This is a genomic window from Clavibacter zhangzhiyongii (assembly GCF_014775655.1).
GTDB lineage: Bacteria > Actinomycetota > Actinomycetes > Actinomycetales > Microbacteriaceae > Clavibacter > Clavibacter zhangzhiyongii.
On record NZ_CP061274.1, the window covers coordinates 380,562 to 404,794 of the forward strand.

General features: G+C 74.2%; 27 protein-coding genes. 15 read left to right on the forward strand and 12 right to left on the reverse strand.

Features of this window, described 5'->3' with window-relative positions; all coding sequences use genetic code 11:
* Positions 1 to 57: 57 nt before the first annotated feature.
* The 5 genes from H9X71_RS01895 to H9X71_RS01915 form a co-directional block, all read right to left on the reverse strand.
* Positions 58 to 960 carry a hypothetical protein gene (locus tag H9X71_RS01895; RefSeq protein WP_191148069.1) on the reverse strand — a complete coding sequence of 301 codons (903 nt, stop codon included), beginning with the start codon at positions 958 to 960 and terminating at the stop codon, positions 58 to 60.
* Between the two features lie 119 nt (positions 961 to 1,079).
* Positions 1,080 to 1,709, reverse strand: a complete 630-nt coding sequence (locus H9X71_RS01900; protein WP_191148070.1) for an SDR family oxidoreductase — start codon at positions 1,707 to 1,709, stop codon at positions 1,080 to 1,082.
* Positions 1,706 to 3,127: a DUF6421 family protein gene (locus H9X71_RS01905; RefSeq protein ID WP_191148071.1), complete on the reverse strand. Its 1,422-nt coding sequence runs from the start codon at positions 3,125 to 3,127 to the stop codon at positions 1,706 to 1,708. Before H9X71_RS01905 ends, H9X71_RS01900 begins: the two co-directional genes overlap by 4 nt.
* A 139-nt stretch (positions 3,128 to 3,266) precedes the next feature.
* Entirely contained in the window at positions 3,267 to 3,821 is a 555-nt protein-coding gene (locus H9X71_RS01910) for a GNAT family N-acetyltransferase (protein WP_191148072.1), read from the reverse strand.
* Entirely contained in the window at positions 3,818 to 4,345 is a 528-nt protein-coding gene (locus H9X71_RS01915; protein ID WP_191148073.1) for a GNAT family N-acetyltransferase, read from the reverse strand. Before H9X71_RS01915 ends, H9X71_RS01910 begins: the two co-directional genes overlap by 4 nt.
* Before the next feature lie 128 nt (positions 4,346 to 4,473).
* Here H9X71_RS01915 and H9X71_RS01920 point away from each other — a divergent pair, with 128 nt between their 5' ends.
* From H9X71_RS01920 to H9X71_RS01965, 10 genes are all read left to right on the forward strand, one after another.
* Positions 4,474 to 5,691 (forward strand): inorganic phosphate transporter, encoded by a 1,218-nt coding sequence (locus tag H9X71_RS01920; RefSeq protein ID WP_191148074.1) that lies wholly within the window; start codon positions 4,474 to 4,476, stop codon positions 5,689 to 5,691.
* A gap of 11 nt (positions 5,692 to 5,702) precedes the next feature.
* Positions 5,703 to 6,014 (forward strand): hypothetical protein, encoded by a 312-nt coding sequence (locus H9X71_RS01925; RefSeq protein WP_191148075.1) that lies wholly within the window; start codon positions 5,703 to 5,705, stop codon positions 6,012 to 6,014.
* Positions 6,015 to 6,016: 2 nt separating this feature from the next.
* Entirely contained in the window at positions 6,017 to 6,703 is a 687-nt protein-coding gene (locus tag H9X71_RS01930; protein WP_244961718.1) for a DUF3349 domain-containing protein, read from the forward strand.
* Between the two features lie 89 nt (positions 6,704 to 6,792).
* Positions 6,793 to 7,626: an alpha/beta fold hydrolase gene (locus tag H9X71_RS01935; RefSeq protein WP_191148076.1), complete on the forward strand. Its 834-nt coding sequence runs from the start codon at positions 6,793 to 6,795 to the stop codon at positions 7,624 to 7,626.
* A complete protein-coding gene (locus tag H9X71_RS01940; RefSeq protein ID WP_191148077.1) occupies positions 7,619 to 8,191 on the forward strand; it encodes a TetR/AcrR family transcriptional regulator in 573 nt (190 codons plus the stop codon). The genes H9X71_RS01935 and H9X71_RS01940 overlap by 8 nt, the downstream gene beginning before the upstream one ends.
* A 59-nt stretch (positions 8,192 to 8,250) precedes the next feature.
* The gene (locus H9X71_RS01945) at positions 8,251 to 8,904 is read left to right on the forward strand and encodes a TetR/AcrR family transcriptional regulator (protein ID WP_244961719.1); all 654 of its coding nucleotides are present in this window, start codon (positions 8,251 to 8,253) and stop codon (positions 8,902 to 8,904) included.
* Complete coding sequence (locus tag H9X71_RS01950) at positions 8,901 to 10,601, forward strand: MDR family MFS transporter (RefSeq protein ID WP_191148079.1); 1,701 nt, start codon at positions 8,901 to 8,903, stop codon at positions 10,599 to 10,601. The genes H9X71_RS01945 and H9X71_RS01950 overlap by 4 nt, the downstream gene beginning before the upstream one ends.
* Positions 10,602 to 10,730: 129 nt before the next feature.
* A complete protein-coding gene (locus H9X71_RS01955; RefSeq protein WP_191148080.1) occupies positions 10,731 to 11,174 on the forward strand; it encodes an SRPBCC family protein in 444 nt (147 codons plus the stop codon).
* Positions 11,175 to 11,311: 137 nt separating this feature from the next.
* Positions 11,312 to 11,779: a helix-turn-helix domain-containing protein gene (locus H9X71_RS01960; protein ID WP_191148081.1), complete on the forward strand. Its 468-nt coding sequence runs from the start codon at positions 11,312 to 11,314 to the stop codon at positions 11,777 to 11,779.
* Between the two features lie 8 nt (positions 11,780 to 11,787).
* Complete coding sequence (locus H9X71_RS01965) at positions 11,788 to 13,092, forward strand: HipA domain-containing protein (protein WP_191148082.1); 1,305 nt, start codon at positions 11,788 to 11,790, stop codon at positions 13,090 to 13,092.
* A 1-nt stretch (position 13,093) separates the two neighbouring features.
* Here H9X71_RS01965 and H9X71_RS01970 read toward each other — a convergent pair whose 3' ends face one another.
* Positions 13,094 to 14,737, reverse strand: coding sequence for a histidine-type phosphatase (locus H9X71_RS01970; RefSeq protein WP_191148083.1), 1,644 nt, complete (start codon positions 14,735 to 14,737; stop codon positions 13,094 to 13,096).
* A 239-nt stretch (positions 14,738 to 14,976) separates the two neighbouring features.
* Between H9X71_RS01970 and H9X71_RS01975 the strand changes: the two genes are divergently transcribed.
* Positions 14,977 to 15,906 carry an AEC family transporter gene (locus tag H9X71_RS01975; RefSeq protein WP_191148084.1) on the forward strand — a complete coding sequence of 310 codons (930 nt, stop codon included), beginning with the start codon at positions 14,977 to 14,979 and terminating at the stop codon, positions 15,904 to 15,906.
* A gap of 93 nt (positions 15,907 to 15,999) precedes the next feature.
* On the opposite strand, the gene H9X71_RS01980 is transcribed toward H9X71_RS01975, so the two are convergent.
* Positions 16,000 to 16,158: a hypothetical protein gene (locus H9X71_RS01980; protein ID WP_162835259.1), complete on the reverse strand. Its 159-nt coding sequence runs from the start codon at positions 16,156 to 16,158 to the stop codon at positions 16,000 to 16,002.
* A gap of 123 nt (positions 16,159 to 16,281) precedes the next feature.
* Positions 16,282 to 17,244 (reverse strand): NAD-dependent epimerase/dehydratase family protein, encoded by a 963-nt coding sequence (locus tag H9X71_RS01985; protein WP_191148085.1) that lies wholly within the window; start codon positions 17,242 to 17,244, stop codon positions 16,282 to 16,284.
* A 47-nt stretch (positions 17,245 to 17,291) separates the two neighbouring features.
* On the opposite strand from H9X71_RS01985, the gene H9X71_RS01990 reads away from it, so the two are divergent.
* A complete protein-coding gene (locus tag H9X71_RS01990; protein WP_191148086.1) occupies positions 17,292 to 17,819 on the forward strand; it encodes a GrpB family protein in 528 nt (175 codons plus the stop codon).
* A gap of 38 nt (positions 17,820 to 17,857) precedes the next feature.
* The gene (locus H9X71_RS01995; RefSeq protein WP_191148087.1) at positions 17,858 to 18,250 is read left to right on the forward strand and encodes a cytidine/deoxycytidylate deaminase family protein; all 393 of its coding nucleotides are present in this window, start codon (positions 17,858 to 17,860) and stop codon (positions 18,248 to 18,250) included.
* Between the two features lie 186 nt (positions 18,251 to 18,436).
* On the opposite strand, the gene H9X71_RS02000 is transcribed toward H9X71_RS01995, so the two are convergent.
* The 3 genes from H9X71_RS02000 to H9X71_RS02010 are packed head-to-tail and all read right to left on the reverse strand — an operon-like array spanning position 18,437 to position 20,511.
* Positions 18,437 to 19,135 carry a hypothetical protein gene (locus tag H9X71_RS02000; protein ID WP_191148088.1) on the reverse strand — a complete coding sequence of 233 codons (699 nt, stop codon included), beginning with the start codon at positions 19,133 to 19,135 and terminating at the stop codon, positions 18,437 to 18,439.
* A gap of 33 nt (positions 19,136 to 19,168) precedes the next feature.
* The gene (locus tag H9X71_RS02005) at positions 19,169 to 20,047 is read right to left on the reverse strand and encodes an endo alpha-1,4 polygalactosaminidase (RefSeq protein WP_191148089.1); all 879 of its coding nucleotides are present in this window, start codon (positions 20,045 to 20,047) and stop codon (positions 19,169 to 19,171) included.
* A gap of 50 nt (positions 20,048 to 20,097) precedes the next feature.
* A complete protein-coding gene (locus H9X71_RS02010; protein ID WP_191148090.1) occupies positions 20,098 to 20,511 on the reverse strand; it encodes an ASCH domain-containing protein in 414 nt (137 codons plus the stop codon).
* A gap of 112 nt (positions 20,512 to 20,623) precedes the next feature.
* Between H9X71_RS02010 and H9X71_RS02015 the strand changes: the two genes are divergently transcribed.
* Positions 20,624 to 21,532 (forward strand): SDR family oxidoreductase, encoded by a 909-nt coding sequence (locus tag H9X71_RS02015; protein WP_191148091.1) that lies wholly within the window; start codon positions 20,624 to 20,626, stop codon positions 21,530 to 21,532.
* A 39-nt stretch (positions 21,533 to 21,571) separates the two neighbouring features.
* Here H9X71_RS02015 and H9X71_RS02020 read toward each other — a convergent pair whose 3' ends face one another.
* The gene (locus H9X71_RS02020; protein WP_213003957.1) at positions 21,572 to 22,159 is read right to left on the reverse strand and encodes an MOSC domain-containing protein; all 588 of its coding nucleotides are present in this window, start codon (positions 22,157 to 22,159) and stop codon (positions 21,572 to 21,574) included.
* A gap of 182 nt (positions 22,160 to 22,341) precedes the next feature.
* Between H9X71_RS02020 and H9X71_RS02025 the strand changes: the two genes are divergently transcribed.
* On the forward strand, positions 22,342 to 23,958 hold the full coding sequence (locus H9X71_RS02025; RefSeq protein ID WP_244961720.1) for a sensor histidine kinase: 1,617 nt from the start codon (positions 22,342 to 22,344) through the stop codon (positions 23,956 to 23,958).
* The last annotated feature ends 275 nt before the right edge of the window (positions 23,959 to 24,233 follow it).

The following is a 24,233-nucleotide window of genomic DNA, read 5'->3' on the forward strand; positions in this document are numbered from 1 at the left end:
CCCCACTCGGAGGCACGGCCGGGCCCGACGCGGCCCTGACCGGCCATTCCGCGCGGATCAGCAGCTGAGCGTGAGCAGGCCGCCCTCGACCGCGGCCGTCGTCTCGGTGACGACCTCGAAGGCCGCCGCGCCCGCGTGGACGGTCACGATCGACATGCCCGCCCACACCCGGTGCGGCTCCGAGGTGGTGGAGGTGATCGCGTGGCGGAGGACCCGCAGCCGGTCGAGCGAGAGCGTCGCCAGGCGTCGCGGGATCACCTGGTCGCGGCGCGTGACGACCAGCACCTCGCGCGGCGTGCACGCGGCGATGGCGCCGGCGAGGCTCATCGGGCGCAGGCTGCGGAGGGCGCCCCCCAGGCCGGCCGCGGTGCGGTGCAGCGGGATGCGCGGATGCGACGACAGGAACCGGAGGTCCGGATCCCGTGCCGCCAGCCGCCAGTACTCGGAGCCGACGCCGGCCTCGTCCGCGCCGACCTCCACGCGCGGCGAGTAGGGCGATCCGCGGGGCGGGACGGGCGGCGCCTGGGCGGCGGTCGCGCTCGCGAGCTCCACGAGGAGCGCGGTGAGGTCGGCCACGACGTCGGCGGACGCGCCGTTGTAGGGCACGGCGACCGCGGTGCCGTCGGCCGCGTGCAGGGTGAGCAGCCCGTCGAGGAGGTCCACCCGGTCGCGCACGCCGACCAGCGCGGCGAACGGGATGCGCTGCGACGTGGATCCGCTCCCCACCCGCGTCAGCACCTCGAGGTCGCGCTCGCCCACCACGAGGAGCCGGTCGTAGAGGTCCATCGTCGGGTCGGTGTCGCGCCGGGCGACGTCCCGCGGCACCTTGAGCGCCAGCCGTGCGGCCGCGGGGTCCACGCCGTGGGAGCGGAAGGCGCGCGGCACCTCGTCGGGCGTGCGGACGGGGAGGATCCACGGGCCGAAGGCGTCGTGCTCGGCGGTCCTGGCGGGCGGGGTCACGGCTCGACCGTATCCCGGCGCCGGCCCGGGGTGGCGCTCGCGGGCGCACCCCGTCCGGGGCGTCGGATCCGTGCTACGGGCGCGGAGCGCGGCGGCCGTCCGCCGCCGCCCGGCACCGGTCAGCCCTCGATGAGGTCGCGCTCGGGCGGCACGGAGGTCCACAGCCCCACGACCCGCCGGGCGAGCGCCCGCTCGAGGCCGCCGAGCGCCTTGACGACGAAGATCGTCGTGCGGGCGGGGGAGCCGGCCTTCGAGAAGCCGCGGTCGACGGCGCGCACCCACGTCTCCGCGGCGATCTTCGCGGTCGAGTAGTTGGCGCCGCCCGGGTAGGGACGCTGCACGGCGGTCGACGAGACGATCGCGAGACGGCCGGCCTCGGACGCCTGCAGGTCGGCGTCGAACGCGCGCGTGGTGTTGCGGAGCGTGGTGACGAGCCGCTCGTGCAGGAAGTCCCAGTCGTCGTCGGTCTGGCCCTCGAGGCCGTTGCCGCCGCGCCATCCGCCGACCAGGTGGATCAGCCCGTCGACGCCGCCGAGGTCCGCGCGGATCCGGCCGGCCAGCTCCACGACGGCCGCGTGGTCGGCGAGGTCGCACACCTCGCGGCGGGAGGCGTCGACGCCCTCGAGCCGTCCGGCGTCCGTGCCGACCGCGACGACGCGCGCGCCGGCCGCCGTCAGCTCGGCGCAGACCGCCCGGCCCGCGGCGCTCGACGCCCCGGCGACCACGACCACGCGGCCGTCGACGCTCACGCGGCCTGCCCCGTGATCCCGGCGGTCGACCCGATGACGTCGCGCATCTTCCTCTCCAGCGCCTCGAAGAACATGCTGAGCGGGAACTCGTCGTCGAGCACGAGGTCCGTGAGGCCCTTCGGCGGCCCGTCGAGCGGCAGCGCGTCCGGCCCCTTCGCCCAGGTGGACGCGGGATGCGGCGTCACCGTCTCGGTGACCATCGCGTACGCGGCCAGCCAGTGCGCGGTCTTCGGCCGGTCGATGGAGCGCCAGTAGAGGTCGTTGACCCGGTCGGCGAGCGCCACGACCACGTCGGCGACGTCGTCCCAGTCGATCGTGAGCCGCGTGTCGGTCCAGTGCAGCACGTGGTGCTGGTGCAGCCACGCGAACAGCAGCTGGCCGCCGAGGCCGTCGTAGTTGCGGACGCGGGATCCGGTGATGGCGAAGCGGAAGATGCGGTCGAAGATCACCGCGTGCTGCACGAGCCCGGCGCGCTCGAGGAGGGCGTCGTCGGCGGCGGTGCGCTCGGCGGGATCCACGGCGGCGAGCCGGCGCTGGATGCCGACGGCCTCGCGGAAGGCCGTGAGGTCGCAGCGCAGCTCCTCGATCGAGTAGAGGAAGAAGGGCATCCGCTGCTTGATCATGAACGGGTCGAACGGCAGGTCGCCGCGCATGTGGGTGCGATCGTGGATGAGGTCCCACATGACGAAGGTCTCCTCCGCGAGCCGCTGGTCGTCCAGCAGGCGGCGCGCGTCCTCCGGCAGCTCCAGCTTCGTGACCTCGGCGGCGTGGCGCACCACGCGGCGGAAGCGGGCCGCCTCGCGGTCGGCGAAGATCGCGCCCCAGGTGAAGGTCGGGATCTCGCGCATGGCCACGGTCTCGGGGAACAGCACCGCGGAGTTGGTGTCGTAGCCGGGCGTGAAGTCGACGAAGCGGATGGGGACGAACAGCGCGTTGCCGTAGTCGCCCGCCTCCAGCTCCGCCACGAACTCGGGCCAGACGACCTCGATCAGCACGGCCTCGACGAGGCGGCTGGCGCTGCCGTTCTGCGTGGTCATGGGGAACACGACGAGGTGCCGGATCCCGTCGACGCGGTCGCGCTGCGGCTGGAAGGCGCTCAGCGAGTCGAGGAAGTCGGGGACGCCGAGGCCGGCGTCGACCCAGCGCGCGAAGTCCACGTCGAGGGCCGCGAGGTAGGCGGCGTCGTGCGGGAAGAGCGGGGCGAGCGCGCGCACCGAGTCGCGGATCACGCCGACGAGGCGCGCGGCCTCGGCGTGGTGCGCGGCTTCCGGGACCGAGCCGTCCTTCACCTGCATCGGCTGGAGCGCGACGGCGGCGTCCTTGAGGGCGAGCCAGGCGGGGGAGGAGGCGACGCGCGCGACGTCCTCGACGACCTCGGGCTCGCCGATGACGGCTGCGGGGGCTGCGGCGCTGGACATGGATCGACCTCCGATCGTGCGGGTGGCGTGCGGTGCCTCCACCGTATCCGCGGGTCCGGCGCGGGATCGTGTCCGAGGAGCGGGATCCGCGCGTGCATCGGAGCGCTCGCGCAGCATCCGTGCGCGGGGGCCGCGCGGATCAGTCGCCGTCGTCCCAGACGACCGGCGTCGTCGCCCCCGCCTCGTGGTCGCGGCGGAGGATCCCGTAGCCGACCGAGGCGCGCGGCTCGCCGCCCGCGACGGGCCAGCCGTCGCGGTAGTGCGCCTCCTTCACGAAGCCCGCGCGCACGAGCGTCCGGCGCATCGCCCGGTTGTCCTCGCGGGTCTGCCCCTCGAAGCGCGTGACGTGCGGGTAGGTGCGGAACACGTGGTCGGTCAGCGCGCGGAGCACGTGCGCGCCGAGGCCCCGGCCGCGCGCCGACTCGGCGAGGCGGAGGTCGAACATGGCCCCCGGATCCTCGAGGTCGTCGAGCACCGCGAGGCCCACGCGCCCGGATCCCGCGACCTCGACCCACAGCGCGGCGTGCTCGGGCGCGTCGAAGTCGCCGTCGGCGATGCGCGCGTCGACGGCCTCGGCGGTCGGCCGGGGCCTCACGTGGAACGGGAACGCGTTCGAGGTGAGGAACGCGCGGAGGTCGTCCGCCTCGGCGCGCGGGTCGACGGGCACCAGCGCGACGCGCGGGTCCGGGCTCACCACGGCGGGCCGCACAGGTCGAGCTCGCCGTCCTCGGGCGCGGGCAGGCGCCCGGGGCGGATCCGGGTGGGCTCGTAGTCGAGGAGCACGCGCTCGCCGGCCTGCCGCATCCACGTCGTGCCGGCGAACGGCACGAAGCCCACCTGCGCGTAGTAGCCGGACATGCGCGGCGCGCAGATGAGCTGCGTGAGGTCGGGGTCGTGCTCGTCGACGGCCTCGAGCGCCCGGTCGAGCGCGGCGCGGCCGTAGCCCCGGCCGCGCACGGACGGGTGGCTCGCGACGCCGCCGATGCCGGCCAGCCGCACGGGGCGCCCGTCGAGCAGGCCGTCGCGGTGCACGACGACGACCATCGCCGCGACGCCGCCGTCGGGATCCCGCGCGATCACGGTCTCGTCGGCGGCGGCCCAGACCATGCGGCTCGCGGGGTCGTCCGGCGGCAGCGCGAAGGCCAGGTCGGCGAGGGCGCCGGTGGCGGCGCGGTCCGCGGGGGAGAGGGCGGAGGCGACGTGCAGCTCGGTGATCACGGGGGTCCTCGGGGTTCGGCGGGCCGCGTCGCCCGTCCGCCCCATTCTCCACAGGCACGGGTGAACAGCCGATGAACCCGACGGTCCCCCGTAGAGGGGACCCGAGGGCAGGGCGCATGCTCATCGCCGTGGATCCCTTCATACTGCTCGTGCTCGTCGTCATCACGGCGCTCGCCTTCGACTTCACCAACGGCTTCCATGACACGGCGAACGCGATGGCCACCTCCATCGCCACCGGCGCGTTGAAGCCCAAGGCCGCCGTCACGCTCTCCGCCGTGCTCAACCTGGTGGGCGCGTTCCTCAGCATCGAGGTCGCGCTCACGGTCACGAACGCCGTGGTGAAGATCCAGGACAAGACGGGCGCGCCCGACCCGGCACTGCTGGAGGGCGGCGGATCCGCGCTGCTGCTCATCGTGCTGGCCGGCCTCATCGGCGGCATCGTCTGGAACCTCCTCACCTGGCTGCTCGGCCTCCCGTCGAGCTCGTCGCACGCGCTGTTCGGCGGCCTCATCGGCTCGACGCTCGCGGGCCTCGGGCTGAACGGGGTGAACTGGGCGGGCGACGGCTCGAAGCTCGACGGCGTCGTCGGCAAGGTGATCCTGCCGGCGCTCATGTCGCCGATCCTCGCGGGGGCGGTGGCCGCCATCGGCACCTGGCTGGTGTTCCGCGTCGTCGGGAACCTCGCCGGGCGCGGCCTCGACCGCACCTTCCGCATCGGCCAGATCGGCAGCGCCTCGCTCGTCTCGCTCGCCCACGGCACGAACGACGCGCAGAAGACGATGGGCGTCATCACGCTCGCGCTCATCGCGGCGGGCGGCTGGACCGACACCGGGTCGGTGCCGTTCTGGGTGAAGATCAGCTGCGCGCTCGCCATCTCGCTCGGCACCTACATCGGCGGGTGGCGGATCATCCGCACGGTCGGCAAGGGCCTCGTCGAGATCGACACGCCCCAGGGCATGGCGGCCGAGAGCTCGTCGGCCGCGGTCATCCTCGCCTCCAGCCACCTCGGCTTCGCGCTCTCCACCACCCACGTCGCCACCGGCTCCATCCTCGGCTCCGGCCTCGGCCGCCCGGGTGCGCAGGTGCGCTGGAAGGTGGCGCTGCGGATGGTCGTGGCGTGGGTCATCACGCTCCCGGCCGCCGCGCTCGTCGGCGCGGTCATGTGGTGGCTCGGCCACCTCATCGGCGGTGCCGGAGGCGGCATCGCCATGACGCTGGTGCTCGTGGCCGTCGCGGTCACCGTCTACGTCCGCTCGCGCAAGGACGACGTCGGCGCGCACAACGTGAACGACGAGTGGTCCGACGAGAAGGCCGCCCGCCCCGCCCCCCAGTCCGCCGACGCCTGAAGGATCCCGCCATGCTCCCCCTCTTCCTCTCCGCGGTCGGCCAGGTCGCCCTCGTCGCCCTCGTCCTCGGCGCGGGCCTGCCCGCCCTCTTCGCGCTGGGAGTGCGGTCCTTCGGGCTCGCCAGCCCCGAGACCAGCGGCCGCGTCGCCGGATCCGACTCCGCGCGCCGGCTGCCGCCGCCCGTGCTGCAGGCGCTCGGCGCCCTCTGCTTCGCGGTGGTCGTGCTCGCGGTCGTGGCCGGGCTCACGCTCATCATCGCGACGGGCCTCGGCCAGACCGTGAGCTTCGAGCACGTCATCCCGACCTTCACGTCGAAGGCCTGACCGTGGCCGACAGCGGATCCGCCGACGCCGTCGAGGCGCACCCCGCCGCCGAGCGCGGCATCGTCCAGCGGGTCGTGGGCTGGCTGCGCGCCGGCTACCCGTCCGGCGTGCCGGACCAGGACTACGTGCCGCTGCTCGGGATCCTCCGCCGCAGCCTCACGCCGGAGGAGCTCGAGCAGGTCGTCGACCAGCTCGTGGAGGACGCGACCGCGGCCGACGCGGCGGGCGAGGAGATCGGCGGGCGCCAGCTGCGCGATCGCGTCGAGGAGCTGCTGCTCGGGCCGGCCCTGCCGGAGGACCTCGTGCGCGTCTCCGCCCGGCTCGCCGCCGCGGGCTGGCCCCTCGGATCCCCCGACGACCTGCACGAGCCCGACCCGGCCGACGCGCGCGCCGCCGAGCGCACGGGCCTCGTCGCGCGCGTCGTCGCGTGGCTGCGCGCCGGCTACCCCGCCGGCCTCCCGGAGCGCGACTTCGTGCCGCTCGTCGCGCTGCTCCGCCGACGGCTGAGCGACGACGAGGTCCGGGAGGTCGCCGCCCGCCTCGCGGCCGAGGGCGGCCTGCCCGCCCGGCGGATCGACGTGGCCGACGCCATCGCGGGCCTCACCTCCGAGATGCCGTCCGACGAGGACGTCGAGCGCGTGCGCGCCTATCTCGCGACGCACGGCTGGCCCGACGGGTTCGGGATCTGACGCCGCCGGGCCCGTGACGCCGTGGCTAATGGTGCTAGCTTGTAGCTAACGCGGTAAGCCACCGCGACCATCCGCACCTGGAGGCGAACATGTCCGAGTCCCTGACCATCGACGGCGGCACCCTCGCCTACGAGCTGAGCGGCAGCACCGGCCCGCTCCTCGTGCTCGCCCACGGCATGGGCGACAGCCGGGAGGCGTACCGCTTCCTCACGCCCCTCCTGGTGGAGGCGGGCTACCGGGTCGCCGCCGTGGACCTGCGCGGCCACGGCGAGTCGAGCGTCGGATGGGCCGGCCACACCCGCACCGACATCGCGGGCGACCTGATCCGGCTCATCGAGCACCTGGGCGGCCCCGCGGTCCTGGTCGGCCACTCCATCGCCGGCGGCGCCGTGACCATCGCCGCGGCGACGGCCCCGCACCTCGTCACCGCCCTGGTCGAGCTGGCGCCGTTCACCCGGAGGCAGTCGCTCTCGCTCTCCGACCTCCGCGACCCCGCCTTCCGCCGGGGCATGCGCCACCTCCTGGGCACGACCCTGCTGCGCAGCTCGCGGGAGTGGCTGCGGTACCTCGACGTCGCCTACCCCGGCATCCGGCCCGCCGACCACGCCGCCCGCCTGGAGCGAATCCGCGCGATGCTGGCCGAGCCCGGCCGGATGGCGGCCCTCCGGGCCATGGGCTCGGGCACCCCGGCGGACGCCGGCGCGCAGCTGGGGAACGTGCGCTGCCCGGTCCTCGTGGTGCAGGGCGGCGCCGACTGCGACTGGGTCGATCCGCGCGCCGAGGGGGAGGCGATCGTCGCCGCCCTGCCCGCCGGACTCGGTCGTCTGGAGGTCATCGAGGGCGCCGGGCACTACCCGCACACCCAGTACCCTGCCGAGGTGGCGACCGCGATGACGACCTTCCTGGCGAGCGCGCGTGCCTAGGGCCGGCCTCGACACGGCCTCCGTCGTCGCCGCCGGCGCGGACCTCGCCGACGAGATCGGCTTCGCCGAGCTGACCATGGGCCGGCTGGCCGAGCGAGTCGGCGTCCGCACCCCCTCCCTCTACAAGCACGTCGCCGGCCAGGACGACCTGACCCGGCGCATCGCCGCCCGCGCCCTCGACGAGGTGGCGGACGCGATCGGCGCCGCCATCCAGGGGCGCGCGGGCCGCGACGCCCTGCGGGCCGCCGCCCACGCGCTCCGCGGCTTCATCCTCGCCCACCCGGGCCGGTATGCCGCCACCGTCGGCATCGAGGTCACGGGCCCCGAGGATCCGATCGCCGTCGCGTCGGCGCGCGGGCTCGAGCCCTTCGTCGCGGTGCTCCGCGGATACGACCTCCCGGAGGCCGACGCCACCCACGCGCTGCGCGCGCTCCGCAGCATCTTCCACGGCTTCGCGACCATCGAGGCCGACGGCGGCTTCCAGTGGGGCACGGCCACCGACGCGAGCTTCGACTGGCTCATCGACCTCGTCGACCTCGGCCTGCGCGCGAAGCCGGGGGAGTAGCGCCGCTCTCGCCTCCCCGTAGCTTGCACTCCGTGGGGGGAAGTGCAAACATGCACTCCATGACTGATGGTGCAACAGGGCTGCGCGAGCGTCGCCGGGCGGAGACCTCGGCCACGCTCACGACCCTCGCGCGCCGCCTCACCGCCGAGCGCGGCCTCGCGGGCTTCACGGTCGAGGAGCTCTGCGAGCAGGCCGGCGTCGCGCGCCGCACCTTCTTCAACTACTTCGCCTCCAAGGAGGACGCCGTGTTCGGACGTCCCGCGCGCCTCGACACCGCCGACCTCGAGGAGGCGTTCGTCGCCGGCGGCGACCCGTCCCGCGACGGCACCTCGCCGGACCTCCTCGCCGACCTCGCCGAGCTGTGCCTCGGGCGGTGGTCGCGCCTCGACACCGACGGCACCTCGATGAAGGACATGCACGCCGCCTTCCGCCGCGAGCCCGGCCTCCTCGTGCGCGCGCTCGACGCGTCCGTCGAGGACGAGGCGAGCGACGTGCGGCTCGTCGAGCGCCGCGAGGGCCTGCCGGAGGGCGACCTCCGCGCGTCCGTCGTGGTGCAGACCATGGCCGCGCTCGGTCGCGCGAGCGCCCGCGACTTCCTCGCCCCCGGCAACGCCGACCCCATCGACCTCCTCCTCCGACGCCGCCTCGACGCCCTGCGCGAGATCGCGCACCCCGCCCCCGCCACCCGCCGCCCCACCGAACGGACCCCATGACCGCCACCGCCCCGGCGCCCCTCCTGCTCACGCAGCGGCGCATCTGGATCATCTTCTCGGCGCTCATCGCCGGCATGCTCCTGTCGAGCCTCGACCAGACCATCGTCTCCACCGCGATGCCGACCATCGTCGGCGAGCTCGGCGGCGTCGACCACCAGGTCTGGATCACCACGGCCTACCTGCTCGCCACCACGATCGTCATGCCCATCTACGGCAAGTTCGGCGACGTGCTCGGGCGGCGGAACCTGTTCCTCGCGGCCATCGCGATCTTCACGCTCGCCTCGGTCGGCTGCGCGTTCGCGGGCGACTTCTGGTCGTTCGTGGTGTTCCGCGCGGCGCAGGGCCTCGGCGGCGGCGGGCTCATGATCCTGTCGCAGTCGATCATCGCCGACATCGTGCCGGCCGACCAGCGCGGCAAGTACCTCGGCCCGCTCGGCGGCGTCTTCGGCCTCTCGGCCGTCGGCGGCCCGCTCCTCGGCGGCTTCTTCGTCGACCACCTCACCTGGCAGTGGGCGTTCTACATCAACATCCCCGTGGGGATCGCGGCGTTCGCCATCGCCTTCGTCACGCTGACCCTGCCGAGCAAGAAGGCGACGAAGCGGATCGACGTGGCGGGCGTGGTGCTCCTCTCCATCGCGACGACGTGCCTCATCTTCTTCACGGACTTCGGCGGCGACAAGGCCTACGGCTGGGGCTCGCTCGCGACCTGGGCCTGGGGCCTCGGGCTCGTGGTGGCGGCGTCGCTGTTCGTGTTCACGGAGGCGCGGGCGGACGATCCCGTGATCCCGCTGAGCCTCTTCCGCAACCCCGTCTTCGTGAACGCCACGGCCATCGGCCTCGCGCTCGGCATCGGCATGTTCGCCGCCATCGGCTTCGTGCCGACGTTCCTGCAGATGTCCACCGGCACCTCGGCGGCGGTCTCGGGGCTGCTGCTCCTGCCGATGATGGTGGGCCTCATCGGCATGTCGATCACGTCGGGCATCCTCATCAGCCGCACCGGCCGGTACCGGATCTACCCCATCGTCGGCACGCTGCTGACGATGCTGGCGCTGGTGTCGATGACCTCGCTCACCGCCCAGACGCCGGTGTGGCTGATCTGCGTGTTCCTCTTCGTCTTCGGGCTGGGGCTCGGCCTCATCATGCAGGTGGTCGTGCTCGTGGTGCAGAACGCGGTTCCCGCCGCGCAGATCGGCACGGCGACCAGCACGAACAACTACTTCCGCGAGGTGGGCGCCGCGCTCGGCACGGCCGTGTTCGGCACGCTGTTCACGACGCGGCTCACCGAGAACCTCACGGGCGTCTTCGCCGGGGCGGGGGCGGCCCCGGGCGACGCGGCGGCCTCGGCCAGCAGCATCGACCCGCAGACGCTGAACGGGCTGCCGGACGCGGTGCGCGACGGGATCGTGGACGCGTACGCCGACGCGCTGGCGCCCGTGTTCTGGTACCTCGTGCCGTTCATCGCCATCGCATTCGTGCTCTCGCTCGTGCTCAAGCAGATCCCGCTGTCGGACGTCGCCGGTCTCGTGGCCCGCGGCGAGGCGATCGGCGGCGCGGAGGCGGAGCGGCTCGAGGCGGAGCAGCGCGCGGGTGCGCGACCCGGCGCGACCCCCGCGCAGGCGACCGGAGCGGACGCGGCCGACGACGCCGCGCGGATCGCGGTGCCGTCGAGCGAGGAGCGCGACGGGTCCCGCAGCTGACGCCGGCGGCCGCCGGGCGCACGGGCCGTTGACACGGCCGCGCGCGGCTGGTGGGATCGCCGGAGGGCCGTCGTCTCCTCGCGGGGGCGGCGGCCCTCCCCCGTCCGCACCGCACCATCGGAGGTCGCCGTGAGCGAGCCCATCGTCATCACCCGCACGTTCGCCGCCCCGCGGGAGCGCGTCTTCGTCGCGTGGACCACGCCGGCCGACTTCTCCGCCTGGTTCGGCACCGCCGCCGTCGAGGTCCCGCTCGACACCCTGCGCATGGACGTGCGCGAGGGCGGCGCGTGGAGCGCGGTGATGCGGCTGCCCGACGGCGGATCCATCGACTGGGCCGGCGAGTACGTCGAGGTCGACCGGCCGGCGCGCCTCGCGATGACGATGACCGACCGGCCCGACGAGCCCGCGGGCGAGCCGCTCACGGTGGATCTCGAGGAGGTCGCCGGCGGCGCGACGCGCATGACGGTGACGCAGACCGCGGGCGAGTTCACGCCCGAGCAGCGCGAGATGACGATCCAGGGGTGGAGCTCGTTCCTCGACGTGATGGAGGGGCTGGTCGCACCGACGGCCTAGCGCCGGGCCAGCTGTCGCGTTGATGCGCGGTGACCGCATGGAATGGCAGCATTCCATATGCATATGACACATACACATCCCATTTGAAGATGTAACATGCACGTACCACATCGCCCAAAGCTGCTGGAGGAGGTCCCGTGCTCGCGAGTTGGCCAGAAGATCTAGGGAACGTCGCGCGTCAGCGCCGCCAGGATCTCGGACTCTCGCAGGAGGAGCTCGCCCATCGCTCGGGCGTGACGAGGCAGTGGCTCACGCGATTCGAGACCGCGAAGGGTGACGCGGCCCTGTCCAAGGTGATGCGTGTCCTGAGGGAACTCGATCTCCGCCTCGAGGTCGAGGCGAAGGCGCCGTGGGTCGCCGGTGCGAATGGACGTCGAGCTCATCGCTCCTCGGCCGATGGCGAGGAGGCCTTGGCGGCGTTGATGGCCAGGGTCGGCCAGGAGCCCGCGTCCCACCTCGTCGCATCAGGCTCACGCGCGGCCGAGGAGTTCCTCCGTCGAAACCACGACGTGAGGTCGATGGTCGAGAAGATCGGCAAGGCGGGCGAGGCCCCCGCCAGCAAGGACATCGCTTCCGCTCCCGGCTCGAAGCAGCCGCGTCCGTGAGCACGCGGGTGCTCGACGTCTACCTCCATGGGGGCTTGGCAGCGAAGCTGGAACGAAGCGCGCCTCTGCGATACCGCTTGGAGTACGACGCTGCCTGGCTGGCTGTCGGGGGACCGTCCATCTCCCTGTCGCTTCCGACGGCGCGCCGTGTCCACACCGGCGCGCCGCTTGTGAACTTCCTGGACAACCTGCTTCCTGAGGACGACGCGGTACGGAGATCCTGGGCTCGGGAGGATGACTCCGGGTCTGTAGAGCCGTTCCATCTGCTCAGCTCTCATGGTGCTGATGTGGCGGGCGCTTTGGAGTTCCATCCCGAGGGGACCCCCGCCCGGACCGACGGCTCCCTGGTCGCGCTCGCGGACGCCCAGATAGCCGACCGGATCCGCGCGATCCGAGAGGACCGGGAGCCGGGAGCCGGGGCCGGTGTTCGACCGGGGCAATTCTCACTCGCTGGAGCACAGGGCAAGTTCGCCTTGGCGCGTTCGGACGGGGCGTGGCACGAGCCGACCGGGGCGCAGCCGTCCACGCACATCTTCAAACCACGGGTTCGAGGAATGGAAGACGCTGAGCTCGTCGAGCACGTCACCATGACCGCTGCTGCGGTGCTGGGGCTGGACGCAGCTGCGACGGAGATCAGGTCATTTGCCGATCAGCACTCACTGGTGGTCACGAGATTCGACAGATACCTCGACGAGCGAGGCGCGACGATACGGATCCACCAGGAGGACCTCGTCCAGGCGCTCGGGCTCCCGGCATTCCGCAAATTCGAGGAGCGTGGGGGGCCGAGCGTGGTCTCGATTCGAAGAATCCTTGATCGGATCGACGACGGCGAGGTTCGTGCGGCTGCCAAGGAGCGGTTTATGCAGCACCTGCTCTTCTCGTGGATGGTGCTCGACACCGATGCCCACGCGAAGAACTACTCCCTGCGCCGCTGGTCGACCGGATTCGATCTGGCGCCCATGTACGACGCATCCTCCTTCCTGCCCTACATCGAGACAGGCGGAGGTGACGCAAGCAACCTGCGCGCCGCCTTCGACGCGACTCTTCTGGCGACACGACTTGTGGATTCCTACCGAGTCGGAGACATGGGCGCGTTCCAGTGGGCTGCTGTCGCTCGCGACATGGGTCTCGACGGCGAGAGCTTCCTGGCATGGGGTCGAGACGTCGCCGCCGCTCTCCCCGCCGTGTTCGGAGCGGTTATCGGTGAGATGGACTCGTCTTTCCAGACGGCGGTGGTCGAGCGGTTGTCGGAACGGATGACGGTGAGGTCGAACCAGGTACTCGAAGTGCTGGGGCGCTCGGTCCCCGTGTGAGTCAGGGACGGCGCGGCCGCCGCACCATGCCGACCGCGGTGATGCCAGCGGCGCCGAGCGCGAACGCCAGCACCGCGAGGAACGGCAGCTCGTCGGCGGACATGCCCGTCGCGGCGAGCGTGTCGCCGCGTGCGGCCGAGGCGTCGGCCGCGGCGAGCTCCGCGGGGGAGCCGGGCACCGTGGATCCGGCCGCGGCACCGGCCGGGGCGGTCGCGCCGGGGTCCGTCGCGGCGCCCGTGAGGCAGCGCCGCACCTCGCCCACGTCGTAGAACAGGGAGCCCGGCGCGATGGGCGCGCAGCCGGCGCGGAACGGGATCGCCCGCTCGTCGGCGAGCATCCGCACGACGGCCCGGCCGTCGGCGGCGCGGTACACGTCCCACTGCACGTTCGCCGCCATGGGCGTGACGGTCTCGCCGCGCCAGGCGTTCGTCGCGTACGCGTACGGCTGCTCGGGCGTCACCTGCTGCGTCGAGCCCGGCAGCCCGAGGAGCACCGCGAACGGGATGATCGTCTCCGCGTGCGCGAAGCGGAAGGTGGCGGCGGTGGCGGATCCGGCGAGCCGCGCGTCCATGGAGTCGAGGAAGTCGTCGAGCAGCGGCGTCGCCATCCGGTAGGTGATGTCGCTGCCCCGGAACGCGGGGCCCTTGGAGTAGAAGTCCTCCGCGTCGAGCAGGTACGCGAACCATTCGGAGTCGGCGCTCGTGATGTAGCGGTCGAAGTCGACGGAGACCTCGTCGGCCATGTCGGGCGCGATGATGTAGAGGTTGTAGAGCATCATCGCGGCGTCGACCTCGTCGTCGACGGTGGTCTTCCCGTCCCCGCCGTCCACGAAGTGGTACGCGCCGGCGGCGAGGCGGTCGACGAAGGCGGGCGCGTAGATCCGCTCGAGCGTCTCGCGGGCCACCTCGTGGCTCCGCGGCTGGTCGGTGATCGCGTCGACCGCGGCCGTCACCGCCGGGCCGTCCTCGTACGCCTGGTAGTCGGCGTTCGCGTCGGACTTGTGGAAGTACAGCGTGTCCGGGTCCTTCGTGATCTCCGTCGGCAGGTGGCCGGCGAGGAGCGGATCCGCCGAGGTCAGGCCCGTGGCGAACGCCTTCCCCGACGCCGTGGCGCGGGCCTCGCCCGAGCTCTCGAGCGCGATGGTGTCGGATCCGGCGTCGACGGCCGCGAACAGCGACGGCAGCCGCTCGACGACTCGGCTGCCGATGCCGCGGTGCTGGTCGGCGCCCTGACCGGTGAGGTTGCCGTAGCCGAGCCTCTCGTTCGCGGCCGTGAGCTTCGCCACCTCCGGCCCGAGCGTCCGCCCGAGCGCCGTGAGCGCGCCCTCGGAACGCGCCTGCTCCCACACCTGCGTGGTGAGCGAGTCGTACTTGAAGCTCGACAGCGCGCGCGACCCGTGGCGCGCGACCGACTCCGTGTACACCGGCGCGAAGCCGGCGGGCGCCGGCGCCAGGTCGGCCGGCGTCCCCTGCGGGAGGTACGGGGTCTTGCTGCTGTAGTGCGGGCGGTCGGCCGCCCCCGGGTCGGTGCCCGTGGCGGCGCCGGTCGCAGCCAGGGCCGGCAGGGCGGATCCGCCGACGGCGAGCCCCAGCGCGAGGACGAGGGCGGAGGCGGAGGCGAGCGGGCGGCGGGTGCGGTGGCGCATGGGTTCCTGGCGGAGCGGGCGCGGCGCGACGGTGCGCGCGGCGGATGCGGAGCGGTCGCGGGCGCGACGCGCCCGACGCTAGGCGGCCGCGATGACGCGTCGGGGGCCCGTCGGTGTCGCGCCGCTGAACGCGCGGGGCGCAGGGCGAGGCGCAGGGCGGGGCGCAGGGCGAGGCGCCGGGCGGGCGGCGGCGCCCCGGGCCGCCCGTAGGGTGGGAGGACGCGCGCGAGGGGAGACGGATGATCGGGGTGCTGACCGGCTTCGCCATCATCGGCTTCATCATCGCCGTGGGCTACGGCGTCGGCCGCTCCGGGATCGCCGGGCCGGGCGCGCAGCACTCGCTCAACCGGGTCGCGTTCTTCGTCGCGACGCCCGCGCTGCTGTTCACCGTCCTCGCGAAGGCCGACCTGCACGTCGTGTTCTCGGCGTTCCTGCTCGCGTCAGCGTCTGCGGTGGCCGTGGCGGCGATCCTGTACCTGATCGTGGCGCGCGTGCTGTTCCGGCGGCCGGTGGCGGAGACGACCATCGGCGCGGCGTCGGCGAGCTACGTGAACGCCAACAACATCGGGCTGCCGGTGGCGATCTACGTGCTCGGCGACGCGCAGCTCGTCGCGCCCGTGCTGCTGCTCCAGCTGCTCGTGCTCGCGCCGACGACGCTGACGATCCTCGACATCTCGAGCCGCGGATCCGCCTCGGTGGTCGGGATCCTCACGCAGCCGCTGCGGAACCCGATGATCATCGCGTCGATGCTCGGCATCCTCATCGCGGTCACGGGCCTGCCGGTGCCGGACGCCGTCTACGAGCCGTTCCGGCTGATCGGCGGCGCGGCGATCCCCATCGTGCTGATGGCGTTCGGCATGTCGCTCGTGGGGCGGAAGCCGCTCGCGCCGGGGTCGGGGCGCGGCGAGATCGTGGTGGCGTCGGCGATCAAGACGCTGGTCATGCCGCTCGCGGCGTTCCTGCTGGCGCGCTTCGCGTTCCACCTCGACGCCGACCAGACCTTCGCGGCGACCGTGATCGCGGGCCTGCCGACGGCGCAGAACATCTTCAACTTCGCGTCGCGCTACGAGCGCGGCGTGGTGCTCGCGCGCGACACCGTGCTGATCACGACGGTCGCGTCGATCCCCGTGCTCCTGGTGGTCGCGGCGCTGCTCGCGCCCGGGACCTAGCGTCGGCCGGACCGCGGCGGCGAGCGCGCGGACGGCGGGCGGATCCGGTCGCGCGACGCGGATCCGCCCGGTGCCCGGCGGGGGCGACCCGGCCTAGCGGCGGCGGGTCGCGGCGGTGCGCTGGGCCGCGCGCTTCTGCGAGCGCTTGGCCATCTGCGCCTTGCCCTTGGCGATCGCGGCCTTGCCCTGGCGGCTGCGCAGGAACTTCCGGATCACGGGGACGGCGACGAACAGGAAGCGGATGAGCGGCATGGTTCTCCTCGGGTGATCGCGCGGGCCGGCGGGCCCGCCTCTCGACCCTGCCAGGTCCGCGCGCGCGTGACCGGGTCGCGGGCGGATCGGGCGCGGGACGGCCAGCCGGTCGCGGGCGGCGCGTCAGGCGCGCGGGCGCCCGCCGTCGCGGATCCACGCGACCTCGGCGCGCAGCAGCTCCGCGCCCGCGCCGACCGGCGCGTAGCCGAGGGCGACGGCCGCGCGCGTGTCGAGCACGATCGGGTGCGCGGCGGCCCACGGGTGCGCGCCGCCCCCGGCGCCCGGCTCCAGCGGCACGATGCGGCCGCGCCAGCCGAGCTCGTCCGCGATGACGGCGACGATCTCCGCGGCCGTCAGCGTGTCCGGGTCGGCCGCGTTGAGGATCCGGGCGCCCGGGGCGTCGGCGACCCGCGCGACGAGGGCTGCCGCGTTCGCGGCCGCGGTGAGGTGGTCGACGGAGGCGCCGCGGTCGGCGAGCTCGATCGTCGGGGCGCCCGCGAGCATCCGCTCGACGAGGTCGAGCGTGCGGGCGTTCCGCGCCCACCGGCCGTGCACCTTGGACGGGCGGATCACCGTCACCGGCAGCCCGTCGTCGAGGGCCGCGCGCTCCACCGCGACCTTGGAGGGCGCGTAGCCCTCGCGCGTGAAGGGATCGGTGCCGGGCGAGGCGGGCGGGAGGGTCGGGGTCGACTCGGGGATCGGCACGGGGAAGCGCGGCGGCTCGTCGCCGTTGACGTGCCGGCCCCGGGCGTCGACGTACACGGCGCGGGAGGACGTGACGACGACGGATCCGCTCGCGCGCATCGCCGGCCGGAGCGCCTCGACCTCGGCCGCGGTGAACGCCACGAGGTCGACGAGCAGGTCGACCCCGTCGCCGACGAGGCGCTCGATCCCGCGGACGTCGGCGCGGTCGACGGCGTGGAAGCGCACGCCGGCGTCCGCGAGCGCGGCGGGCATGGCGCGCGGATCACGGCCGGTCACGTCCACCGACCAGCCGTCGCGCGCCAGGCGCTCCGCGGTCGCGCCGCCGATCGCGCCCGTGCCGCCGAGGAGGAGGGCGCGTCGCGGGGACGGGGAGGAGGGCATGGTCGTCGAGCCTAGGGGGAGGGGCGCGGCTGGGTAGGGTGGGCCCGATGATCCGCCTCGAGGAGCACCGCCCGGAGTGGGCGGAGGCGTTCCGGGTCGAGGCGGAGCGGATCCGGCGGGCGGCGGGCGACGCGCTCACGGCCGTCGAGCACATCGGCAGCACCGCCGTGCCGGGACTCCGCGCGAAGCCGATCATCGACCTCGCCGCCGCGGCCGCTCCCGGCGTGGACCCGTTCGGCCTCGACGCGACGCTCGGGCCGCTGGGCTACGCGCAGCACCGCACGGGCCCGCGGAACCACGGCGTGCACGTGCGCATGGCGGGCGGCGCGCGGATCCGCATCCTCCACGTCTTCGCGGCGGAGGCCTGGGCGACGTGCCCGCAGCGGCTCTTCCGCGACCGGCTGCTGCGGGACCCGGATGCGCGGCGCCGCTACGACGCGCTCAAGGCGGATGTCGCGATGACGGCCGCCGACGGCCGCGCGTACACCGCGGCGAAGCAGGGCCTAGTGCAGGAGCTGGTCGACGCCGAGCGCGCGGACCGCGGACTGCCGCCGGTCCGCGTGGGCGACAAGTGACCGCGCGCGGGCGGGCGGTCGCGCGGCAGGATGTCCGCATGCCCCTCCACGACGCCGAGCGCCGGCTCATCGACGCGGCCGCCGCGCTCGCGCGCACGCTCGGCGCCGACCCCGACCACACCATGGCCGCCGCGGCCCTCGACGCCGAGGGGCGGATCCACGTCGGCGTCAACGTCCTGCACTTCACGGGCGGGCCGTGCGCGGAGCTCGTCGCGCTGGGCGCCGCCGTCGCGGCGCACGCGGGACCGCTCGTGGCGATGGCGGCCGTGGGCGACGGCGGGCGGGGCGTCGTGCCGCCGTGCGGCCGGTGCCGGCAGGTGATGCTGGACCTGCAGCCGGGCATCCACGTGGCCGTCCCGGGGACGGACGGGCCCGAGATGGTCGCGATCCGGGAGCTGCTGCCGGTGTCGTACGCGCGACCCGACGCCTAGGGGCACGGACCGCACGGCGACGCGCGTGCCGCGATGGCGGCGAGTGGTGGAGAGCTCCGGAAATCGAACCAGACGAGGCACCCCGATAGGTGCGCTCCCCGAACGCAGGACAACGTACCGCATCGAGCCGGGCGGATGCGGCGGCGGGGGAGCCCGGTCCCGCCGACGGCCGCAGGCTGCTGTGCCTCAGCCGCCGACGGTGCGGACCCGGACCGTCTCGCCGCCCTCCTCCAGCTCGAACGACAGGGTCGTGCCGAGCGGGAACGCGTCGCGGAGCTCCTGCGGCTGGTCGGCCGTGACGACGAGGGCGGTGCGCGCGGGGAGGGCGCCGGAGCCGCATCCGGACGGGCCGCTCACGGAGCCGTCCTGGCCCGGGGGACCGGCGACCAGGCAGGTCGTCTCCGCACCGGGGCTGCCGGGGCCGGGCACGCGCGCCACCGAGATCCCGTGGAACGCGGCGAACAGGGAGCCGGGCACGATGGATCCGGTGTCGACCGAGAGGTAGGTGGCGTTGTCGGGCACCGGCGGCGGCTCGAGCGCCAGGACCTCGACCGTGCCGCGCTCGTCGCCGAGCCACCAGGCGGTCGCGCCCGCACCCGCGAGGGCGGCGACGACGACCGAGGCGGACCAGACGGCGGCGACGCGGGGGCGGATCCGGGGAGCGCGGCCCGGGCGTCGCCGGGGCACGGCGGCGGAGGCGAGGCCGGCCTCCTCGCCGCGCGCCTCGTCGGGCTCGCCGGGATCGGGATCCGCGGCCGTCGCCGGATCCCGCCCCTCCAGCTCCCGCAGCCGCTCGCGCGCGACCGCGTCGGCCGGGTCGGCGTCCGGCCCGAAGACCCGGCGGCGCAGCTCCGCGACCTCCGCGCGCCGGTCGTCGTCGTCCATCCCCGCATCGTGCCACGCGGCGGGCGATCCGGGTCAGCAGGCGCGGTACGCGTACCCCCGCGTGCCGACGGGCACCAGGTCGCGGTCGCGCACGATCGCGGCCGGCGCGGGATCCAGCGCGCGGATGCGGCGGCACGCGCCGGTCGCGGAGTCGCGCAGGTCGTCGGTGTACTCGACGTCGAGGACGCGCGCGCCGTAGACGTCGGTGTACGCCGCGCACTCCTTCCAGCGGTCGCACTCCTCGGCGATCGCGAAGTCGAAGCGCGCCTCGTCGCGGCCGCGGGAGCCGAGGTCGGTCGCGTTCTTCTGCGCCGCGGCGAGGCCGCGGTCGTGCGCGCGGGCGACGAGGAGTGTCGCGAACGCGAGCGCGTCGTCCTCGTCGAGGGCGCCGGCGGAGCGGGTCCACGAGTCGAGGTTGTCGAACTCGACGGCGCGGTACCCGGCGGCCGCGCACCCGTCGATCACGGGCGCGATCCGGGCGGCGTTCGCGGTGCGGGCCGCGGCCGTGGAGACGTCGAGGATGCGCTCGTCGGGCCAGCCCGGATCCACGATCGGCTTCCCGTCGGCGCCACGCACGAGGAGGTCGGCGGGCCACTCCGCGCCCGGCTGCGTCTGGAACCCGTTGACGTAGCAGACGCCGTAGACGCCGGGAGCGGGGGCGTCGGTGCTGTCGCGCACGACGATCCCGACGCCCGTCGGCACCTTCGAGGCACCGCCGAGCTGGTAGTCGAAGCGCGTGCCGGTGGGCGGGAGGGTGACGGCCGCGGCCACCGCGGTGGAGCCGGTGGCGGTCTCCGCGACCGCGGCGACGGCCGGATCCGCGACGGCCGCCCCCGGCGGATGCGCGGGCGAGCTGCAGCCGGCGACGGCGAGGGTGGCGACGACGAGGGCCGCGGCGAGGAGGGAGCGCATGGTCCGACCCTAGGCGCGCGCCACCGCCCCGTCCGCGGCCGCGCCCCCGCTCAGCGCACGACGCGGAAGCGCTCCATCACGATCTCGGTGTCGTCGGCGAGGCGGAACCCGGCCGGCAGCTCCGCCAGGACCTCGGCCGACGTCCAGAACCCCTCGTGCCCGGCGCGCCACTCGGCGACCGTCGTGAAGCCCTCGCCCTCGTCCACCGCGTGCGCGAGCGGCACGTCGGCCAGCCGGCGGATCTCCACGGCCGTCGTCTCGACCACGAGCACGGGCTGCCCGGCGGAGTCGATGACCGAGCCGCGGGACCCGACGACCGGCAGCTCCTCGCCGTCGGCCGCGTACTGGGCCAGCAGCGAGCTGGTCGAGGTCTTCGCGCCCGACGCGATCGCGGCCACGAGCCGATCGCGCAGCGGACCCGGGAACGCGAACTCGACGGGCGGGAGGTCGGGGGCGGCGGGCATGCGTCGAGCGTACGGGCGCGCCGCCCGTCAACCCCCTGCCGGACCCGGACGCCGCGGAGCGCACGGGCCAGGGTGGAAGGGACCCCACGACCCCCGAAGGAAGGCGCAGCGCATGAGCGAGATCCGCAACGGCGGCAACCAGTACGAGATCCAGGACCCGATCGCGCAGTACCCGTCCCCGCCGTTCCCGCAGCAGGAGCAGACCGGCGCGGGCGACGAGCAGCGCTTCGAGCCGACCCCCGACCACGGCCAGGACAGCTACGTCGGCTTCGGCCGCCTGAAGGGCCGCAAGGTCCTCATCACGGGCGCGGACTCCGGCATCGGCAAGGCCGTCGCCATCGCGTTCGCGCGCGAGGGCGCCGACATCGCGCTCAACTTCCTCGACGAGGAGCTCGAGGACGCACGCGACACCGCGTCCACCATCGAGGCCGACGGCCGGAAGGCTGCGCTCGTGCCCGGCGACATCTCCGACGAGACCACCTGCCAGGACATCGTGCAGGCCTCGGTCGACGCGCTCGGCGGCCTCGACTGCCTCGTGATGGTGGCCGGCTACCAGCGCAACGAGGAGGACATCCTCGACCTCGCCACGGAGCAGCTCGACCGCACGCTGAAGACCAACGTGTACTCGCTGTTCTGGCTGAGCAAGGCCGTGCTCCCGCACCTGCCCAAGGGCGGCAGCATCATCACGACCAGCTCCTCGCAGGCGTACCAGCCGAGCGCGAACAAGCTCGACTACGCGACCTCGAAGGGCGCGATCCGCAACTTCACGCAGGGCCTCGCGCAGCAGCTCGCGCCGAAGGGCATCCGCGTGAACTCCGTCGCGCCCGGCCCGTTCTGGACCGTGCTGCAGCCCGTCGGCCAGTCCGCGGAGGACGTCGAGCAGTTCGGCTCCCAGTCGGTCTACGGCCGCCCCGGCCAGCCGGCGGAGATCGCGGCGACCTACGTGTTCCTCGCGAGCCAGGAGTCGAGCTTCACGAGCGGCGAGACCATCGCGGTCACGGGCGGCACGCCCGTCCACTGACCCGCGGCGGTCACGGCGGCGGATCCGCGGCGGGGCGCGTCAGAACAGGCGCGCCCCGTCGCCGTCCCCGTCGTCGAGCGGGCGCTCGGTGCGGAGCACGGCCGGGCCGACCGTGAGGATCCCGTCGCCGAGCGGCTCGCAGCGCACGCCCCCGCGGCCGCGGAGCGCGCGGAAGGCGCCGGGCGCGAGCATCACGTCCATCCACGCGCACGGGTTCGCCGGGCGGTGACCCTGGAACTCGACGGGCCCGTCGCCCGAGTCGAGGCTGAAGCGCATGCCGCGCAGCCGATCCGCGTCCACGCCGCGGAGCAGCACGTTGCGGCGCGTGTCGACGGGATCCAGTCCCGCGTCCACCCCGAGCTCGCGCGCCACCCGCTCCACCGACTCGACCGCCATCACGGTGACCGCGGCCGTGCGGTGCGCGCGCTGGCCGAAGTAGCGGTCGCCGACGATCCCGAGGTGGGCGCGCACCCGCACCGACGTGCGCGACGGCGGCTCGCCCGGCTCGTCGCGCGGCCCGTCCGCCGGCCGGCCCTCGAGCCGGTGCACGGGCGAGGCGACGAGGTGCGCGATCTCCACGCGGGTCGCGTGCGGCAGGTCGGCCGCCGGGGCAGCGAGGTCGGTCACCTCGGAAGCGTACGCGGCTCCCCATATCACGGGGTACGCGAGGCCGGGGCGGAAGCTCCACGCGCGGTTAGGATCGAGGAGCGGCCCGGGGACGACCGCAACCGGGGGGTCACGTGGGCGAGCAGGCTCCCTCCGCCGTCCGTCGCGGACCGTCCGGCCGCATCCAGGCCGCCCTCCGCAGCATGACCTTCTCGAAGCCGCTGCACGCGCAGCTCCCCTTCATCCTCAGCCTCGCCGTGCTCGGGATCGTGACGGGCGTCGGCGACCTCGCCGCGGTCTCCGAGCCCGGCTTCGTCGCGGGCACGGCCATCGCCGCGCTCGTCACGATCGTGGCGGCGATCGTGCCCTGGCAGCGGATCGACTCCGACTGGGTCGCCGTGCTGCCGATGCTCGACTTCGTGGCGCTCGCGCTCTGCAACTACGCCATCGGCGGCCAGGTGCCGTCCACCGCGTTCCTCCTCGTCTTCCCCGTCATCTGGCTGGCCTACGCCTTCGCGCTGCACGTGCTGTGGCTCGGGGCGCTCGGCACCGCGGCGGTCCTCGGGCTGCCGATCATCCGCTCGGGGGAGCTGTCGGGGGGAGCCGCCGGCTGGTCGCACCTCGTCGTCCTGCCCGTCGTGATGCTGCTCGTCGCGGTGGCCGTCAACCTCCTCGCGCAGCAGCTGATCCGGCAGCACGCCCGGCTGGAGGAGCTGCGGCACGAGCTCACGGGCACGCTCGTCGACCTGCAGGAGCGCGAGTCGATCATCGACGGCGTGCTCGACGCCATCGACGACACGGTCATCGTGCTCGACGCCCGCGGTCGCATCATGGTGCGCAACCGCGCGGCCGTGGACCTCATGGCGCTCGCCGACCCGGCGGATCCCGACGACCCGTTGGTCGGCCGCCTCGTGTACGAGGAGGACCGCACCACCGTCGTCCCGCCCGAGCGGCAGCTCGTCGCGCGCGGCCGCGCGGGCGAGGTCTCCGGCCGCGAGGTGTACTGGGTCGGTGACGGCGGCGCCCAGAAGGCCGTGCTCGAGTCGCTCTCCCCGCTCGTGGACGCGTCCGGGCGCCACTTCGGCGCGGTCCTGGTGGGCACGGACGTCACCGCGCTCGCGCTCGCCGTCACCGAGCGCGAGGAGTTCGTGGCGAGCGTCTCGCACGAGCTGAAGACGCCGCTCACCTCGATCCTCGGCTACGTCGAGCTCATCGCCGACGACCTCGAGGAGGAGGACCTCGAGGACCGGATCACCGCGGCCCGCCTCGCCATCGTCGAGCGCAACGCGCAGCGCCTCCTCGGCCTCATCGGCGACCTGCTCACGGCCGCGCAGCACCGGCTCGAGGTCAACCGCAACCTCGTCGACGTCGGCGAGATCGTCGAGAACGCGCTCGACGTGATCCGCCCGCACGCGCAGGCCAGCGGCGTCGCGCTCGTCGAGCCCGAGTACGAGGAGCTCGTCGCCGAGGTCGACGCCGTGCGCATCGGCCAGGTGCTCGACAACCTGCTCAGCAACGCCGTGAAGTACACGCCGGAGGGCGGCACGGTCACCACCGAGGTCGGCGTCGACGGCGACCACCTCGAGGTGCGGGTCACGGACGACGGCGTCGGGATGTCCGACGAGGACACGAGCCAGCTCTTCACGCGCTTCTTCCGCACCAGCACCGCGCGCGCCAGCACGGTCGCGGGCGTGGGGCTCGGCCTCAGCATCACCCGCTCGATCGTGGACGCGCACGACGGCACCATCGAGGTGCGGAGCGCGCTCGGCGCCGGCACCACGATGCGCGTGCGGCTGCCGCTGCGGGTCGCCGAGGACTAGGCCGTCCGCACCCGGACCTCGCGGCCCGATCCTTGCGGCGACGGACTTGAGCCGATCTTGTCCACAACTTGATCGGATCCCGCATGCGGCGCTGCCAGGCTCGGTGATCGACGGGGACCACCCCGTCCGACACGAGCGATCGAAGGACCGGATGACCCCCCACGACCACCCCGCGAGCGGCACCCGAGCCGCCCGCACCGGGTGCCGTACCGGGTCGACGGCTGCGCTGCCGGTACCCGACGGCGGCCGCCCCGGTCCTTCCGATCGTCTCGTCG